At 61.9% G+C, this 15971-nt stretch carries 14 protein-coding genes; 10 read left to right on the top strand and 4 right to left on the bottom strand.

Features of this window, described 5'->3' with window-relative positions:
• From FQ668_RS13190 to FQ668_RS13175, 4 genes are all read left to right on the top strand, one after another.
• The coding region (locus FQ668_RS13190) for a T6SS effector BTH_I2691 family protein (RefSeq protein WP_306109844.1) at window positions 1–1602 on the top strand (1602 nt) is incomplete at its 5' end.
• 2 nt (window positions 1603–1604) lie between these two features.
• A complete protein-coding gene (locus tag FQ668_RS13185) occupies window positions 1605–2501 on the top strand; it encodes a DUF6708 domain-containing protein (protein WP_023389629.1) in 897 nt (298 codons plus the stop codon).
• Between the two features lie 149 nt (window positions 2502–2650).
• The gene (locus FQ668_RS13180; protein ID WP_080590264.1) at window positions 2651–3574 is read left to right on the top strand and encodes a DUF6708 domain-containing protein; all 924 of its coding nucleotides are present in this window, start codon (window positions 2651–2653) and stop codon (window positions 3572–3574) included.
• On the top strand, window positions 3540–3797 hold the full coding sequence (locus tag FQ668_RS13175; protein ID WP_003250871.1) for a PAAR domain-containing protein: 258 nt from the start codon (window positions 3540–3542) through the stop codon (window positions 3795–3797). Before FQ668_RS13180 ends, FQ668_RS13175 begins: the two co-directional genes overlap by 35 nt.
• A gap of 134 nt (window positions 3798–3931) precedes the next feature.
• Here the strand turns inward: FQ668_RS13175 and FQ668_RS13170 are convergent, their stop codons facing one another.
• On the bottom strand, window positions 3932–4702 hold the full coding sequence (locus FQ668_RS13170; RefSeq protein WP_019439002.1) for an IclR family transcriptional regulator: 771 nt from the start codon (window positions 4700–4702) through the stop codon (window positions 3932–3934).
• Window positions 4703–4858: 156 nt separating this feature from the next.
• Here FQ668_RS13170 and FQ668_RS13165 point away from each other — a divergent pair, with 156 nt between their 5' ends.
• The 5 genes from FQ668_RS13165 (at window position 4859) to FQ668_RS13145 (ending at window position 11007) form a co-directional block, all read left to right on the top strand.
• Window positions 4859–5668 carry a shikimate dehydrogenase gene (locus FQ668_RS13165; protein WP_019439001.1) on the top strand — a complete coding sequence of 270 codons (810 nt, stop codon included), beginning with the start codon at window positions 4859–4861 and terminating at the stop codon, window positions 5666–5668.
• Window positions 5669–5672: 4 nt separating this feature from the next.
• On the top strand, window positions 5673–7406 hold the full coding sequence (locus FQ668_RS13160; protein WP_019439000.1) for an FAD-dependent oxidoreductase: 1734 nt from the start codon (window positions 5673–5675) through the stop codon (window positions 7404–7406).
• Entirely contained in the window at window positions 7391–7711 is a 321-nt protein-coding gene (locus FQ668_RS13155) for an NIPSNAP family protein (protein ID WP_003250862.1), read from the top strand. Before FQ668_RS13160 ends, FQ668_RS13155 begins: the two co-directional genes overlap by 16 nt.
• 41 nt (window positions 7712–7752) lie before the next feature.
• The gene (locus tag FQ668_RS13150) at window positions 7753–9441 is read left to right on the top strand and encodes an FAD-dependent oxidoreductase (RefSeq protein WP_019438999.1); all 1689 of its coding nucleotides are present in this window, start codon (window positions 7753–7755) and stop codon (window positions 9439–9441) included.
• A 240-nt stretch (window positions 9442–9681) separates the two neighbouring features.
• On the top strand, window positions 9682–11007 hold the full coding sequence (locus tag FQ668_RS13145; protein WP_012052802.1) for an MFS transporter: 1326 nt from the start codon (window positions 9682–9684) through the stop codon (window positions 11005–11007).
• A gap of 147 nt (window positions 11008–11154) precedes the next feature.
• Here the strand turns inward: FQ668_RS13145 and FQ668_RS13140 are convergent, their stop codons facing one another.
• The 3 genes from FQ668_RS13140 to FQ668_RS13130 all read right to left on the bottom strand — a co-directional run bounded on the left by FQ668_RS13140 (window position 11155) and on the right by FQ668_RS13130 (window position 13967).
• Window positions 11155–11970 carry a sugar phosphate isomerase/epimerase gene (locus FQ668_RS13140; protein WP_019438998.1) on the bottom strand — a complete coding sequence of 272 codons (816 nt, stop codon included), beginning with the start codon at window positions 11968–11970 and terminating at the stop codon, window positions 11155–11157.
• A gap of 29 nt (window positions 11971–11999) precedes the next feature.
• A complete protein-coding gene (locus FQ668_RS13135; protein ID WP_019438997.1) occupies window positions 12000–13052 on the bottom strand; it encodes a Gfo/Idh/MocA family protein in 1053 nt (350 codons plus the stop codon).
• Window positions 13053–13190: 138 nt separating this feature from the next.
• Complete coding sequence (locus tag FQ668_RS13130; protein ID WP_019438996.1) at window positions 13191–13967, bottom strand: IclR family transcriptional regulator; 777 nt, start codon at window positions 13965–13967, stop codon at window positions 13191–13193.
• Between the two features lie 194 nt (window positions 13968–14161).
• Here FQ668_RS13130 and FQ668_RS13125 point away from each other — a divergent pair, with 194 nt between their 5' ends.
• A complete protein-coding gene (locus FQ668_RS13125) occupies window positions 14162–15874 on the top strand; it encodes an FAD-dependent oxidoreductase (RefSeq protein ID WP_014591449.1) in 1713 nt (570 codons plus the stop codon).
• Window positions 15875–15971 lie beyond the last annotated feature (97 nt).

Below are 15971 nucleotides of genomic sequence, written 5' to 3'. Positions count from 1 at the left end.
GAGCAATGGCTGGACCAGCACGACAGCCCGCTTTACACCGCCTTGGCGCCGTTCAACCCGTTCAAGGACAAAGCCGACGCCATCGGCTCCTTGTTCGGCGCCAGCGACAACGTGATCGAGGGATTGGCGGGGCGCTTCCCGGCCATGGCGGACATCACCGACCTCACCGCCCAGTCGGTCAATGCCGTGGTGCTCAAGCGCCTGCGTGGCCAGACCCGTTGGGATGCCAGCCATGGCCTGCGCCAGCAAGTGTTGCTGGCAGCGCGTGAGGCGAATGCCGAGAAAGCACTGGGGTTGCTGGCGGCGCGCTATCGAATCACCGAACAGGCCATAAAGGAAAATCCATTTAGCCAAGAGGTGCAGCGGTATTTGAAGAGCGGCATGGCGCAGGTTGAAGAGATGAAAGCGTTGCGCATCTCGGGTAGCCGCACGGTGTCTATCGAGCTGACCACCACTGCGCGTGTGAAACCCAACTTCCTTGGGTTGCTCACCTCGGGCGGTGGTGGTGGTTTAAACGCGGGGATGCTGTGGTTCAACATCCTATCGCTCAAGACGGCTTACAACAGCCTGCAGAAGAGCGACGCACCGGAATACACCCTGGGGTTCGCTTCATCTGTTTTCGGGGTGATTGGTGCAGCGGCGGCAACGTTGGTCAGCGTACGGGCAACGCAAAAGGCCGTCATGCTGAGATTAAGTGCCACAGCGCCGGGCATGGCCTTTGGCAATGGGGTTATAAAGTTTTTGAGTAGCAATCTGTTTGCGCGTTTAGCCGGATACCCGGCGATTGCGCTGGGTTTTTTCGCGGACGGTACTAAGGCGCTACGACAGTACGAGAATGGTGATCTAACTGCAGCCGGTTACACTGTGGCGGGTGGGTTCACCATGGCTATTGGTTCCGCTGTCGTCCTTGAAGCAGGACTTGCAATTGCAGGCGTGACATCGGTTGTGCCCTTTGCCGGATGGGCCGCCGCTGCCCTTGTCCTCGTAGGTGTAGCCATCATCGCAGGAGGCCTCTACCTACACGCCAAGGCACATGAACGCCTTCACAGCCCAATAGAACTGTGGGCAGCACGTAGCATATTCGGTAATCGCATCAATGATGGAGAGTCGCACGCCGACATCAACTTGGACTTTGACAAGAAACTTCCTGCTTTCACTTCACTGCAAACAGAAATTAAGGCTTGGCACAATGAACATTACGGGCCCAAGCTACTATCCGCCGAGCAGGCCCTATCCCTCGGCATAACTAAAGCCGACACCCGATGGCATCAGAATAACCACTGGTCGCCGCCAAATTGGACAGCTATCACACATAACGAAGTAGCCACCCCCCAACCAACCGTAGAGTTCACAGTGCTGCTGCCTGCATTCAGGCTAGGCGTAAGTGAATGGTCAGGAAGCTTGAGCTCCGTCCGTGACAACCACGGAATTGACGTTTTTCCAATCAGCCCGACCGGCCACCTCGTAGATGCTGGCTTAGTTCTACATTTCGAAAACACCCTCGCCAACCAAAATCATGTCTCACTTCATCTAACCTACAACGCCAATCAAGGCCTGGACGAAGACAATGAGACCCTGTCAACTTTTCGCCTGGAGCGCTGATCATGGCAACCATCTGGATATTCAACTCAATGTCAGACTCTGGATACAAGCCCTCTATCACAGGGCAACTATTAAGCTTATCTGACACCATTTTATACTTAAGGAATCCATGGGTCACAGACTCTGTCTTCATGGGAAAGCTGTATTGCGCGATAACTGTTCTTTCAATTGCCAGCTTTTACCCATATTTACTATCCAGGGATATATGGCGCATGTACGAAACCGCTCCATTATTAGCGACTGGATTCTTGCTTATGCCTTTCACTTTCCTACCTTTCCTCATTTATCGAATATATTTCATAAAACGCTTATCAAGCTTCTGCTTCAATCGGGCGACCCAAAAAATCTACTATCAACGTTTAAGCAAGGTACTGGTCTTTGAGTGGAGCAATACCGGCGGTGGTATTTTTAAGCGTACGGAATACGGCGGCTCATCATTCAGCACCATTTATGCCCTCGCCTTCGCCCCCCGCCGGGAAGACGGCAGCCTGCATCAAAAAGACTGTCTCTGGGTCGACAGCAACGAACCCACCGAACCGGGCGTCAAACATGTCGCCGAAGTGTGGGAATACCTCCGCCACTTCATGGACCACGGCCCGGACAAACTCCCCCCGCCCGGTGAACCCAACTGGTGGCACAAGCCACTGCACGCCATCTGCCTGACCCCGGCCGAAGCCTGGCGCCACTATGCCCCCTGGCGAACCGGCGAGCCCGGTGAAATGCAGGGCAAAAAGAACTGGCAATTGCCGTTCTGGGCCGTGCTGTTCCCCTACAACCTCTCCGTAGCCATCTGTTGGTACGGCATCTGCCGCCTGTTCAACGTCCAAGCAGCGCCACCGCCACCCGAAGCATTTGAGGAGGCCCCAGCGCATTCAACCCAAAAAAGGAAGCGTACATGAGCGACACCTCCGTCAGCAGCGCTACCTCCAGGCCCTGTCTGCAGTTCACGCGTACCCATCCTGACGGTGCACTACACCAACGTGCCATGCACCCGCGACTTCCCGGCCATGGCTGAGACCTTGTCAATTTTTCGTCTGGAGTGCTGATCATGGCAACCATCTGGATACTCAGCTCAAGCTCAAGTTCAGGGCATAAGCCCGCTATTGGCGGGCAACTATCAAGCTTGTCAAAAACCACCTTATGCCTGAGAAACCCCTGGGTAACAGACTCAGTATTTATGGGAAAGCTGTACTGCGCAATGACCATTGCGCTCATTATCTTCACCTACCCTTACTTACTAACCAGTGAAGCCTGGAACCCCTACACCTTTAGTTATACCTTTACCCTCCTTACACTAATTGCACCTTTCATCTTCCTCCCATTTTTAGCCTATCGAATATATTTCATAAAACGCTTATCAATTTTCTGCTTCAATCGATCAACCCAAAAAATCTACTACCAACGTTTGAGCAAGGTATTTGTGTTTGAATGGGCTAACACAGGCGGTGGCATCTTCAAACGCACCGAGTACGGCGGCTCATCATTCAGCACTAGCTATGCCCTCGCCTTCGCCCCCCGCCGGGAAGACGGCAGCCTGCATCAAAAAGACTGCCTCTGGATCGACAGCAACGAACCCACCGAACCGGGCGTCAAGCATGTCGCCGAGGTATGGGAATACCTCCGCCACTTCATGGACCACGGCCCGGACAAACTCCCCCCGCCCGGTGAACCCAACTGGTGGCACAAGCCACTGCACGCCATCTGCCTCACCCCGGCAGAAGCCTGGCGCCACTACGCCCCCTGGCGAACCGGCGAGCCCGGTGAAATGCAGGGCAAAAAGAACTGGCAATTGCCGTTCTGGGCCGTGCTGTTCCCCTACAACCTGACCGTCGCCCTCTGCTGGTATGGCATCTGCCGCCTGTTCAACGTCCGAGCAGCGCCACCGCCACCCGAAGCATTTGAGGAAGCTCCATTCAACCCGGCAAAAGGAAGCGCAAATGAAACCCATCGTACTGGTAGGCCATCGTCATAGCTGCCCGCTCCATGGCGAAGGCACTGTGGAAACCGGCGCAAATGCAACATTCGTGGATGGCAAGGCCGTCGCTCGTGTGGGCGATCGCATCAGTTGTGGCGCCGTTATCGAAACCGGCGCTGCCTGCACGATCATCGAGGGCCACCCCGCAGCAAGGGAGGGTGATACTACCAGTCATGGAGGGACGTTGATCGAGGGGGACCAGGGTTGGCTCATTGATTGAAAGCCACTACCGGCCACCGAGCCGGAAGCTGAAGTTTGGGCCGTCCAGCGGCCCAAAAGGCGAGCAAAGCCACCTTTCCGGGTGACCCGTTCTCACATCCATGGCGCCAGCCCGCAAACTGCGCCATGTCTGCGTCAATCCAGCACTGGCCGAAGCAACGCCTGTGCCTCATACAGGGTCGGTAAATACCGCAACCGTATCTCATCAATACTCAACCGCGATGCATGAGTAGTGATGGTCAGCGTGGCTTTCAACTGACCGGCCCGCCCCAGCAGTGGCACCCCCAGCACCCGCATACCGATTTCATATTCCTGATCAACGATACAGAACCCCTGCCCCTTCACGCGCAACAGTTCAGCGTCCAGCTGCGCCCGGTCTGTCAGTGTGTAAGGCGTCAACGCCCGCAGCGGGTGACGGGCAAAGTATTCGTCCCGCTCCCCCTCATCCAGCCAGGCCAGCCAGATTCGCCCGCTGGCCGTGCAATACATGGGTACCCGCGAGCCCGGCCTGATCGACAAAGACGCCACATGGCTATACCGGCTACGCACCAGATGGATGATCTCATCGCCATCGCGGGTACCCACCGATACGTGCTCCTGAGTCTGGCGCGCCACCTGTTCAACAATCGGCCGCAGCATGCGCGGCAGTTGCGCCGAGTCCACATAAGCCTGGCCGATACGCAAGGCCTTGGGGGTCAGCCAGTACTCACGGCTGTCAGTTTCGGCAAAGCCCTCATGCACCAAGGTCAACAGAAACCGCCGCACAGCACTGGGCGTAAGGCCAGATAACCTGGCCGCCTGCGGCACACTCAGACGCGGCTGCTCGGCGCTGAACAGCTGCATCAGCGCCAGGCCTTTCTGCAAGCCTGCGATCAGGTCACGGGGATGGATGGCGGGTGTGTTCATGCATTCGACTCGCTACCAGAGGCACAAAAACAGCCGATTACTGCGATAACCGGATCATGACTGCGATTATCGCACTAAGTGGCCGCTTGGCGCATTGTTGCCCGCGTTCCCCTGCCTCACCCTTGGCGCCATAACAACGCCAATAAGGAAGTCAGCATGATTCGAGGTTCCACTGAACTGGTCGCCATCGTCGGTTCGCCCATCGCCCAGGTGAAGTCCCCGCAAAACTTCAACACCTGGTTCAACCACAACAACTGCAACCTCGCCATGCTGCCCATCGACCTGCACGAGGCGGCGCTGGACAGCTTTGCGGGTACCCTGCGTGGCTGGCAGAACCTGCGCGGTTGCGTGGTCACCGTGCCTTACAAGCAGGCGCTGGCCAACCGCGTCGACGGCCTGAGCGAGCGCGCGGCTGCCCTGGGTTCGGTCAATGTGATACGTCGCGAGCGCGACGGACGCCTGCTGGGCGACAACGTGGACGGCGCCGGCTTCCTCGGCGCTGCGCACAAGCATGGCTTCAAGCCGGCGGGCAAACGGGCACTGGTGATCGGTTGCGGCGGTGTTGGCAGTGCCATTGCCTATTCACTGGCTGAGTCAGGGATCGCCAGTATTACCCTCAGCGACCCCAGCACAGCACGCATGGGTGCTGTATGCGAACTGCTCGGCAACGCCTTCCCCGGACTCACGGTCAGCACACAGTTCAGTGGGCTGGAAGACTTCGACCTGGTGGCCAACGCGTCACCAGTCGGCATGGGCCCCCGCGCAGAACTGCCGCTGTCCGCCGCCCTGCTGGCGACCCTGCTGCCAGACACCCTGGTCGCCGACGTGGTCACCTCACCCGAGATAACCCCGCTGCTGAACCGCGCGCGGCAAGTAGGCTGCAGGATCCAGACTGGCCCGGAAATGGCCTTTGCCCAACTGGGCCACCTTGGCGCCTTCATGGGCGTCACGCCGTTGGAGATCTGAGGCCATGACGACTCTGGAGCACACACATAACAGCTTCGACCTGGTTGTGCTGGGCAGCGGTGCCGGTGGTTTTGCCGCTGCCGCCACCGCGGCCCGCCGTGGGCTAAAGGTGCTGGTGGTGGAAAAGGCCGAACGCTTTGGCGGCACCTCGGCGATTTCTGGCGGCGCGGTGTGGCTGTACGGCACCGACCAAGCCCGTGACGCCGGCGCCAAGGACTCCCCCGAGGCAATGCGCACCTATCTCAAGCAGGTCATCGGCGACGGCTACGACCCCGCCTTGTGCGATGCCTTCATCGAGCATGGCCACCAAGCGCTGCGCTGGCTGGAGCAAAACACCGAACTGCGTTATGCCCTGCGCCCACTCTCGCCCGACTATTACCCGGATGCACCCGGCGCCACTCAGTTCGGCCGGGCGCTGGAAATGGTCGAATACGACGGCAAGCACCTGGGCACACGCTTCAAGGACCTGCAGATGCCACCGCCCGGCATGCTGCTGTTCGGCGGCATGATGGTCAACCGGGTGGATATCCAGCATTTCCTCAGCATTCGCCGCTCACCCAGATCGATGTGGCATTGCCTGAAGCTGATGGCGCGTTACGCGCGCGACCGCCTGCAGCACCCACGCGGCACCCGGCTTACCACTGGCAACGCATTGATCGCCCGCCTGGCCACCAGCGCCTTCGCCCACGGCACACAGTTGTGGTTGCGCAGCGAAGCCGTGGAGCTGATCGCCGAGCACGGCGTGATCACGGGCGTGGTCGTACAGCGCGAGGGCCGCCGTGAGCGGGTAATGGCCCGTGGTGGCGTGGTGTGCGCCATGGGCGGATTCGCAGCAGGCGCAATGGCCGCCGGCTACCGCCCTGCTCAAATGGCGCCGCACCTGACCATGTCACCACCGGCCAACGACGGAGCCGCCCTGCGCCTTGCCCAGGCCGTGGCAGCAGCCGAGGGCGAGAGCCTGGCGGCCAACTTTTTCTGGGCACCGGTTTCCGAACTGCGTCATGCCGATGGTGAACGTGAGCGCTTCCCGCACTTGGTCACCGACCGCGCCAAGCCGGGCGTGATTGCGGTAGACCAAGCCGGGCGGCGCTTCGTCAACGAGTCCGACTCCTACCACCACTTCGTGCACACCATGTTCGCCAACGGCATTGCCAGCTGCTGGCTGGTCTGCGATGCCGAGGCAATGAACCGGTACGGGCTTGGCCTGGCGCGGCCCAAGCCCGTCAACAACCAGGCGTTGATCGACGCAGGCTACCTGTATCAAGCCACCACAACGCAGGCACTGGCCCTGGCCATCGGCGTCGATCCACAGGTGTTTTCGCAAACACTTGCACAGTTCAACAGCGATGCCAGCAATGGCATCGACCGCGCATTTGGCAAAGGCGGCAACAGTTACAACCGCTACATGGGCGACCCGCAACATACGCCCAACCCTTGCCTGGCACCCCTGACCAAGGGGCCGTTCTATGCCATCCGCATTCACACCGGCGACCTCGGTTCAGCTCGTGGCCTGGTGACCAACGCCGATGCCAACGTGCTGAACCGCAGCGGTTTGCCCATTCCCGGGCTGTATGCGGTCGGCAACGACATGAACTCACTGATGAAGGGCACCTACCCCGGCCCCGGCATCACCCTGGGCCCTGCCCTCACCTTCGGCTGGCTTGCTGCCAACCACATCACCGCGCGCCTGCAGGCGCCGGCTACCCCTACGGAGAACCCGGCATGTACTACGAACTGAGAACCTACACCCTCGACCCATTGAAAATGGCCGACTGGCTGGCCCTTTACCAAAGCCACGCACTCGAGGTGCAGAGCGAACACCTGGGCAACCTGGTGGGCTTTTTCACCAGCGAGTTCGGCGACGTCAACCAAGTGGTGCACATCTGGGGCTATGCCAGCCTCGACGACCGCATGGCACGCCGCGCAGCCATGGCGGCAGACTCGCGCTGGGCGGAATTCTCGCGACGCAACCGCGAGCTGGGCGCAGTACTGCGCCTTCAATCGCGGCTGCTGCGCCCTACCGGTTTCTCACCGCTGCAGTAAGCCACACGCCACCTCTTCCAACATCCGAGCGGACCCCTTCCATGCCCCCCCTTGAATGTGACGTACTCGTCATCGGCTCCGGCGCCTCTGGCCTGGCTGCCGCCGTAACCGCCGCGCATCATGGCCTGACAGTGGTCGTCGCGGAAAAAGCCAGCCAACTGGGCGGCACCAGCGCCTGGTCGGGGGGCTGGTTGTGGATACCGCGCAACCCGCTGGCCATCGCCGAAGGCATCGTCGAAGCCGACGATGCCCCGGAGCGCTATCTGCGTGCGCAAACCCACACCCGCGAGCTGGACCCGCGTCAACGTGCCTTCCTGCGCCATGGTCCGGAAATGGTGGCGTTCTTCCAGCAACACACTGCCGTGCAGTTCCAGTGCGGTAGCCGTATGCCCGACATGCGTGAAGGCGATGGCAGTGCACGCGGCGGTCGCTCGCTGTGTGCAATACCTTACGACGGGCGCCGGCTGGGGCCTTGGCTGCACAAGTTGCGCCCGCCGCTGGACATCGTCAGCCTGGCCGGCATGGGCATTGCCGGGGGCGCCGACATGGCTGCCTTCTTCAACGCCACACGCTCGCCGAAGGCAGCGCTGCATGTTGGCAAGCGCCTGTTGCGCCATGGCCGCGACCTGCTGCTGCACCGTCGCGGCCTGCATCTGGTCAATGGCAACGCGCTGGTGGCGCGCCTGCTGCGCAGCGCCCTTGATCATGGCGTGACATTGCTGACCGAGAAACCGGCCAGCCGTCTGTTGTTGTGCGAAGAAAGGGTCAACGGCGCGCTGTTTGCCGATGGCCAAGCGATCTACGCACGGCGCGGTGTGGTGCTGGCCTGCGGTGGCTTCCCACATGATCGCCAGCGTATCTCGCAGCTGATGCCGCACGCGCCGGACGGTGACCAGCATTACTCCGCTGCGCCCAGGGAGAATAGCGGTGATGGTTTGCGCCTGGGCGAACAGGCGGGTGGGCGGATGTCTGCGGCAGGCGCCCACGGGGGCGCCTGGGCGCCGGTATCGCAGGTACCGCGCCGCAATGGCCATTTCGGCCATTTCCCACACCTGATCGACCGTGCCAAGCCCGGTTTCATCGCCGTGCGCCGCGATGGTCGGCGCTTCGTCAACGAGGCCGATTGCTACCACGACTTCATGAACGCGCTGTTCGCCGCCACGCCGCAGGCTGAGCAGCCGGAGGCCTGGCTGATCTGCGACCATGCTGCGCAACGGCGCTATGGCATCGGTTGGGCCAAGCCCTTTCCCTTCCCTACCCGCTTCTATCAGCGCAGTGGCTATTTGCACAGCGGCGCTACCCTGGCGCAACTGGCGCAGCGCTGCGGGATCGACGCCGAGCAGTTGCAACGCACGGTGGAGGGCTTCAACCATCATGCGGCACAAGGTGAAGACCCTACCTTTCTACGTGGCGCGTCGGCCTACAACCGGGCCCAAGGCGACCCGCAGCAGGCACCTAACCCGTCGCTTCGGCCGTTGCTGAAGGGGCCGTTCCATGCGGTGAAACTGCTGCCAGGCAGCCTTGGCACCTTCGCCGGCCTGGACACAGACGCCTCAGCCCGCGTACTGGACCACGCAGGGCAGCCGATACCCGGGTTGTTTGCAGTGGGTAACGACATGCACAGCGTGATGGGTGGGTACTACCCGAGCGGCGGCATTACCCTTGGGCCAGGGATGACCTTCGGGTATCTGGCCGGTAGGGCGTTGAGCGGGGGCTGTGCACATCATTGATGTCGGTTTTGCGCCCATCAGGCAACCAAGGCCAAAGCCTTCTACCCTTCAGTGACGTGAATACCTGCCGCGCCCGCCGGCCAACGCAACCGTTCGATAACCGAACAGTAGCCCGTCTCTTGAATTGACGCTGCCGTCTTCACTGCTCACCATGCACCGGCCTTGCGTGCCCCCCTGCCTGGGAACGGTCACGTACCCGTAGCACCGCAGCTGAATACAATTTCAAGAAACGAGCAGTCTATGAACCACTCCAAGATCCCTCCCGCCGCGCCCCGGATGTCCCAGGGCTCGATCGGCGACAAGCTCCGCGGCGCCTTCGGCGTCGGCAAGACCCGTTGGGGCATGCTCGCCCTGGTGTTCTTCGCCACCACCCTGAACTACATCGACCGCGCCGCCCTCGGCATCATGCAGCCTGTGCTGGCCAAGGAAATGAGCTGGACGGCGATGGACTACGCCAACATCAATTTCTGGTTCCAGGTCGGCTATGCCATCGGCTTTCTGCTGCAAGGCCGACTGATCGACAAGGTCGGAGTCAAACGGGCCTTCTTCTTCGCTGTACTGCTGTGGAGCCTGGCCACGGGTGCCCACGGCCTGGCCACCTCGGCGGCAGGTTTCATGGTCTGCCGCTTCATCCTCGGCCTGACCGAGGCCGCCAACTACCCGGCCTGCGTCAAGACCGTGCGCCTGTGGTTCCCGGCGGGTGAGCGGGCCATTGCAACGGGGCTGTTCAACGCCGGTACCAATGTTGGCGCCATGGTCACCCCCGCGCTGTTGCCGCTGATCCTGGCTGTATGGGGCTGGCAGGCTGCGTTCATCGCCATGGGTAGCCTGGGCCTGGTGTGGGTCGTGTTTTGGGTGCTGAAGTACTACAACCCTGAAGACCACCCCCGCGTGCGTCAGAGCGAAGTGCAGTACATCCAGCAGGATGACGAGCCCGAGCCGACCCGTGTGCCGTTCAGCCGTATCCTGCGCCTGCGTGGCACCTGGGCTTTTGCAGTGGCCTATGCGATTACCGCACCGGTGTTCTGGTTCTATCTGTACTGGCTGCCGCCGTTCCTGAACCAGCAATACAGCCTGGGCATCAACGTCACCCAGATGGGCATCCCGTTGATCATCATCTGGTTGACGGCAGACTTCGGCAGTATCGGGGGTGGCATCCTGTCGTCGTGGCTGATCGGCCGTGGCGTGCGTGCCACGACAGCGCGCTTGGTATCCATGCTGATCTTTGCCTGCACCATGCTCAGCGTCATCTTTGCCGCCAACGCCAGTGGACTGTGGGTCGCGGTGGCGGCCATCTCGATCGCGGTAGGCGCGCACCAGGCGTGGACGGCGAATATCTGGAGCCTGGTGATGGACTACACACCCAAGCATCTGGTGAGCACCGTATTCGGCTTCGGCAGCATGTGTGCGGCAATTGGCGGGATGTTCATGACGCAGATTGTCGGCAGCGTGCTGACCGCTACCAACAACAACTATGCCGTGCTGTTTACCATGATCCCCGCCATGTACTTCCTGGCGTTGGTGTGGATGTATTTCATGGCACCGCGCAAGGTCGAGAGCGCCTGAGAGCGCTAGCCACTTACCTCTACGGGGCCCTTGCGGGCCCTTTTTTGGCTTGAAGTTTCTTGAGAAGCGGACGACGGCAATGAAGCGTTCGGTGTAGGTTCACTCGCGAACGTGGCGTAGCCGGTGCCATGCGCCACGTTCGCTCGATCAGACCGTGGCCAACACCGCCTTGGCTTTCTCCAGCGCCATGCGCGCGCGCTGTTCGCCACTGATGCCCTGCTCCAGCAATTGCCGCGTGGGGATTTCCAGGCTCAGCGGCACGCTCGGCGGCAAGGCGCGCAACAGGCCAACCAGGTCGGCATCGCCATCACCCGGGAAGCGTCGCTCGTTACGCGCCTGGCGCAGGATCTCGTCCATGTCGGCCGGTACCGGGCCAGCAACGTCACACAGTTGGGCATAGCGCATGCGCTGCGGCTTCAGTTGCGCCAGGTCGTCCAGCGAAGAGCCGGAGCGGTTGAAATGGAAGGCATCCACCAGCACGCAGCCATTGGCATGGTCGGCGTTGGCCACCACCCGCATGGCCTGGCGCAGGTCACGTACGTCGGTCCAGGGCATGAACTCCAGGTGAGGGTGAATGCCGTATTGCGCCGCCAGGTCGCACAATGCGGCAAAGCGTTCGGTCAGGCGCGCTTCGTCGGGGTCGTTGCCCGCTACCAGCAATTCAGTGCCACCCAACCCGGCGCCCACCGCCAGGATCGCTTCGAAATCGGCCACACAGGTTGCCGGTTCAAGACGCAGGATCTCCAGGTCGAGCACCTTGACGCCCGTGTCGCGCAAGCGCGCCTGGGTTTGCCGGCGCAGTTCGGCATCGGCGACCAACGGGAAATGCCGCTCCTGTTCGGTGGCTGGCACCAGCCGTAGGCCGACATGGCTGTAACCCGCTCGGGCGGCGGCCTCGACCATGTCCGGTGGAGACAGCTCGAGCACCGTCAGGGCCGCGAGGGAAAAAATTCGATCAGTCATTTATCGTCACCAGCAATAGTAAGGTTGTATCAGCCAATGTGCGCGGGCGCGCAAGCCCGACCGCTTTGGGCTGCCTGTCGTATCGCTTCGATCAGCGCCAGTGTGCGCCCACCGTCGGCAGCGTCGATCAGCGGCGCCTGTTCACCCCGGGCAACCCGCACAAAATGCTGCAATTGCAGGGTCAATGCCTCGCCGGCGGGGATGCTTTCCGAGCTTTGCAACAGGGGCGTATGCCAGCCTGAGCCTGCCTCGGCGTAATGCCAGCGCTTGAGCTGGGGAATGCTCAGTGCTCCTTGGGTACCGGCCAGCAGATAGCACGGCTGGCCGTCCTGGCGCGGGTACACGGGGCTTTCGCCGGCGTCCAGCTCCCAGCTCCACGGTGCAGCCACCGCATCGGACCCGGTCAGGCTGCCCAAGGCACCGTTGGCAAACTGCAGCAGCACCGCGGCGCTGTCTTCGTTGGCAAAACCGCGGACATCGTTGCGGGTGAAGGCCTGCACCTGCACCACCTCGCCGCACAGGTAACGCAACAGGTCAAGGTCGTGGATCAGGTTGGTCAGCAAGAAGCCGGCGCCTGGCTCGCGGCGCCAGGGCGTTTCGAAATAGCTGTCGGGCTTTTGCAGCTGCCACAGCGCGGTGACGTTGATCAAACGGCCCAGCTTGCCTTCGTTGATCACCTGGTGCGCCTTGGCGATCAGCGGATTGTGTCGGCGATGGTGCCCTACAAGCACCGGCACACCTCGGCGGCGTGAGGCTTCCACCAGTGCACGCACTTCATCCAGGTTCACGCCCACCGGTTTTTCCACCAGCACCGGCACCCCGGCCTCGACACAATCCAGGGCGGTGGCGACATGCAGGTTGTTGGGGTTGGCGACGATCACTGCCTCGGGGCGCATCTGCTCCAGCATCTGCCGGTGGTCGGCAAAGCAGGGCACACCGCACTCGGCAGCGAAGGCCTCGGCCTGCGGGCCGGGGTCGGCCACCGCACACAGTTGGGCTTGCGGCACATTGCGCAAGTGCTGGTAATGCTGCCGGCCCATGATACCGGCGCCAATCAAGGCAATACGAAGGGGTGCGTTCAAAAGCCTGTCCTCTTGTCATTGTTGTCATGAAATTCTGAAACGAAGTTCCACAATTCACACTCAACAATTTAGAACCAAGTTCAGCTTTTCAGAAGAACAGGCGCAACAGACTGTGCGGTAATCGACCGGAATATCCTCTCAGGCAAACAGCTCGCTGGCGGGACTGGCCGCCGACAACTCTTCTGCCGCCGTCAGCAATAGCGGTGCCAGCGCTGTAAGGCGGCTCTGTGCCAGCCGCGCGCTGGGCCCGGCGATGCTCAGCACGCCGATCACCTCGTCACTTTGCGGGCGGCGTACCACTGCGGCCAGGGCTGAGGTGCCGATGGCGGAGGTTTCCTCGACCCAGGCATATCCACGCTCGCGGGCGCGGTGCAGGTAGGCGAGCAGCTCGTCGGTGGAGCGTGGCGCGTTCGGGCCGAACTGGTCGGGGTCGGCAATACCTTGGCGCAACACCATCTGCAGCGCCAGCTCATCGTCCAGGCTGGCCAGCCAGGCATGCCCGGAGGCGGTATAGAACAGCGGCGCGTCGCGCCCCATATCCGGGTCGTAGCGCAGCCCGGAGCGGGCACCCTGGGATTTGGCGATCCAGATTTGCCGGGCACCGTCGATCACCCCAAGGCGCACCAGTTCACCGCTGTCCTGGGCCAGGCGGTCAAGAATCGGCTGGATGATGTCGGCACCGCTGTTGGCCAGGTAACGAAAGCCCAGCGCTACCAGCTTGGCCGACAGCTGATAGCGGCTGTTTTCCCGGTTCTGGCGCACGTAGCCCAGCCGCACCAGCTCAGTGAGCATGCGGTGGGCAGCGCTTTTGGGAATGTCCAGGCGCTCGGCCAGGGTTTGTAACGGCAGCCCTTGGGGATCACCGGTAAGGCTTTCTACAAGACTGAAGGCGCGTTCGATCTGACTACCAGCCATGTCACAGGTCCCTGATTTTTTTGCGGATTCTAGAAGATGATTCCACATCGTCGCTAGCCAGCGCAGCTCGGACCACCTCGAATGTCCGATGATCGCCCAGTTCTTGCCTGACATGACCAACCTGACCTTGCAGGACCATCCGCTGCTGATAAGAATGTGGAACATTGTTCTAATAAAAGCACAGGAAACCCGCAATGCCTTCCGCTCCTCTCGAAACCGAATGCGATGTACTGGTCATAGGTTCTGGCGCCGCCGGGCTGGCGGCGGCCGTCACGGCTGCCTGGCATGGGCAGAAGGTGATCGTGGCGGAGAAAGAACCGGTGTTTGGCGGTGCCACCGCCTGGTCCGGCGGCTGGGCCTGGGTGCCACGCAACCCGCTGGCGCGCAGGGCCGGCATTGAGGAAGACATCGAGCAGCCGCGGACTTATCTGCGCCATGAGCTGGGGGCAAACTACAATGCCGAGCGCGTCGATGCCTTCCTTGAGGCGTGCCCGCACATGGTGGCGTTTTTCGAGAAGTACACGGCGTTGCAGTTTGCCGACGGCAACGGCATCCCGGACATGCATGGCGATACGCCGGGGGCAGCCCTTGGCGGCCACCAGGTGATCGCCGCGCCCTACGATGCCCGCGAGGTTGGCGCCCTGCTGCCACGCTTGCGCAAGACCATGCGCGAAACCTCGTTCATGGGCATGCCGATCATGGCCGGAGCCGACCTTGCCGCCTTCCTCAACATGACCCGCTCGCCCAAAGCCCTGCTGCACGTGTGCAAGCGCTTTGGCCGCCACCTGTACCACCTGGCCCGCCATGGTCGGGCCATGCACCTGGTCAACGGTGTGGCGTTGGTGGCGCGCCTGGCTAAATCGGCACAGGACCTGGGTGTGCACCTGCAAGCGTCGGCACCGGCCAAGCGCCTGCTGATCGAGGGTGGCCAGGTACGCGGGGCGTGGGTCGCGACGCCACAGGGCGAGCAGCTGATCCGCGCCAAGGCCGTGGTGCTGGCGGCAGGTGGCTTCCCCAATGACAACGCCCGGCGCCAGCAACTGTTCCCGCGCGATGCCAGCGGCCACGACAACCTGGCGCTGCCGCCCAAGGGGTGTTCTGGCGATGGCCTGCGGCTGGGCGAATCCGCCGGCGGTGTGGTTGCTACCGACCTGAAGTCGCCCGTGGCCTGGGCACCGGTTTCACAGGTGCCGTATCGCGACGGCAGCGTCGGCCACTTCCCGCACATTATCGAGCGCGGCAAACCGGGCGTTATCGGCGTGCTGGCCAACGGCAAGCGTTTCGTCAACGAAGCGCATGGCTATTACGACTATGTGTCGGCCATGGTCGCTGCAGTGCCGCAGGGCCAGGAGGTGTGCTCGTGGCTGGTTTGCGATCATCGCTTCCTGCGCCGCTATGGCCTGGGGCATGCCCGCCCGGCACCGCTGCCGGTAGGACCGCATGTGCGCAGCGGCTACCTGAAACGCGGCGCCACGCTCGAGCAGCTCGCCCAGGCCTGCGACATTGACCCGTCCGGGCTGCGCGCCACGGTCACTGACTTCAATAGCCATGCCCGTAACGGCCAGGACCCGGCGTTTGGCCGCGGTTCCACGCCGTTCAACCGCAAGCAGGGTGACCCACAGCACAAGGGCCCTAACCCTTGCGTGGCGCCCATCGAGCACGGGCCGTTCTATGCGGTGAAAGTAAAGCCCGGCTGTTTTGGCACCTTTGCCGGGTTGCGCACCGACGGCAATGCCCGTGTACTGGATGAGGCCGGGCAACCGATTGCAGGCCTGTATGCAGCAGGTACCGACATGGCCAGCGTGTTTGGTGGCTGGTACCCGTCGGGCGGCATCAACCTGGGGCCGGCGCTGACCTTTGGCTATGTCGCCGGGCGGCACATTGCCGGGGTGCAGGAGTATGAGTGAACGGATCTACGATACCCGGGGGAGCGGCGGTCTGCAGGGGGCACCGGGAAAGGCCGTGGCGCTTGAATCGAGCGCCACGCGGTCTGATTTTTCAGCG

This window comes from Pseudomonas sp. Kh14 (assembly GCF_900291005.1).
GTDB classification, from domain to species: Bacteria; Pseudomonadota; Gammaproteobacteria; order Pseudomonadales; family Pseudomonadaceae; genus Aquipseudomonas; species Aquipseudomonas alloputida.
This window is presented reverse-complemented; position numbering and strand designations above follow the sequence as displayed.

Coding starts and splice junctions, on each gene's coding strand:
- FQ668_RS13185 (WP_023389629.1), top strand. CDS start 1,605: ATGGCAACCATCTGGATATTCAACTCAATGTCAGACTCTGGATACAAG.
- FQ668_RS13140 (WP_019438998.1), bottom strand. CDS start 11,970: ATGACTGATCGAATTTTTTCCCTCGCGGCCCTGACGGTGCTCGAGCTG.
- FQ668_RS13155 (WP_003250862.1), top strand. CDS start 7,391: ATGTACTACGAACTGAGAACCTACACCCTCGACCCATTGAAAATGGCC.
- FQ668_RS13160 (WP_019439000.1), top strand. CDS start 5,673: ATGACGACTCTGGAGCACACACATAACAGCTTCGACCTGGTTGTGCTG.
- FQ668_RS13180 (WP_080590264.1), top strand. CDS start 2,651: ATGGCAACCATCTGGATACTCAGCTCAAGCTCAAGTTCAGGGCATAAG.
- FQ668_RS13145 (WP_012052802.1), top strand. CDS start 9,682: ATGAACCACTCCAAGATCCCTCCCGCCGCGCCCCGGATGTCCCAGGGC.
- FQ668_RS13125 (WP_014591449.1), top strand. CDS start 14,162: ATGCCTTCCGCTCCTCTCGAAACCGAATGCGATGTACTGGTCATAGGT.
- FQ668_RS13170 (WP_019439002.1), bottom strand. CDS start 4,702: ATGAACACACCCGCCATCCATCCCCGTGACCTGATCGCAGGCTTGCAG.
- FQ668_RS13150 (WP_019438999.1), top strand. CDS start 7,753: ATGCCCCCCCTTGAATGTGACGTACTCGTCATCGGCTCCGGCGCCTCT.
- FQ668_RS13165 (WP_019439001.1), top strand. CDS start 4,859: ATGATTCGAGGTTCCACTGAACTGGTCGCCATCGTCGGTTCGCCCATC.
- FQ668_RS13175 (WP_003250871.1), top strand. CDS start 3,540: ATGAAACCCATCGTACTGGTAGGCCATCGTCATAGCTGCCCGCTCCAT.
- FQ668_RS13130 (WP_019438996.1), bottom strand. CDS start 13,967: ATGGCTGGTAGTCAGATCGAACGCGCCTTCAGTCTTGTAGAAAGCCTT.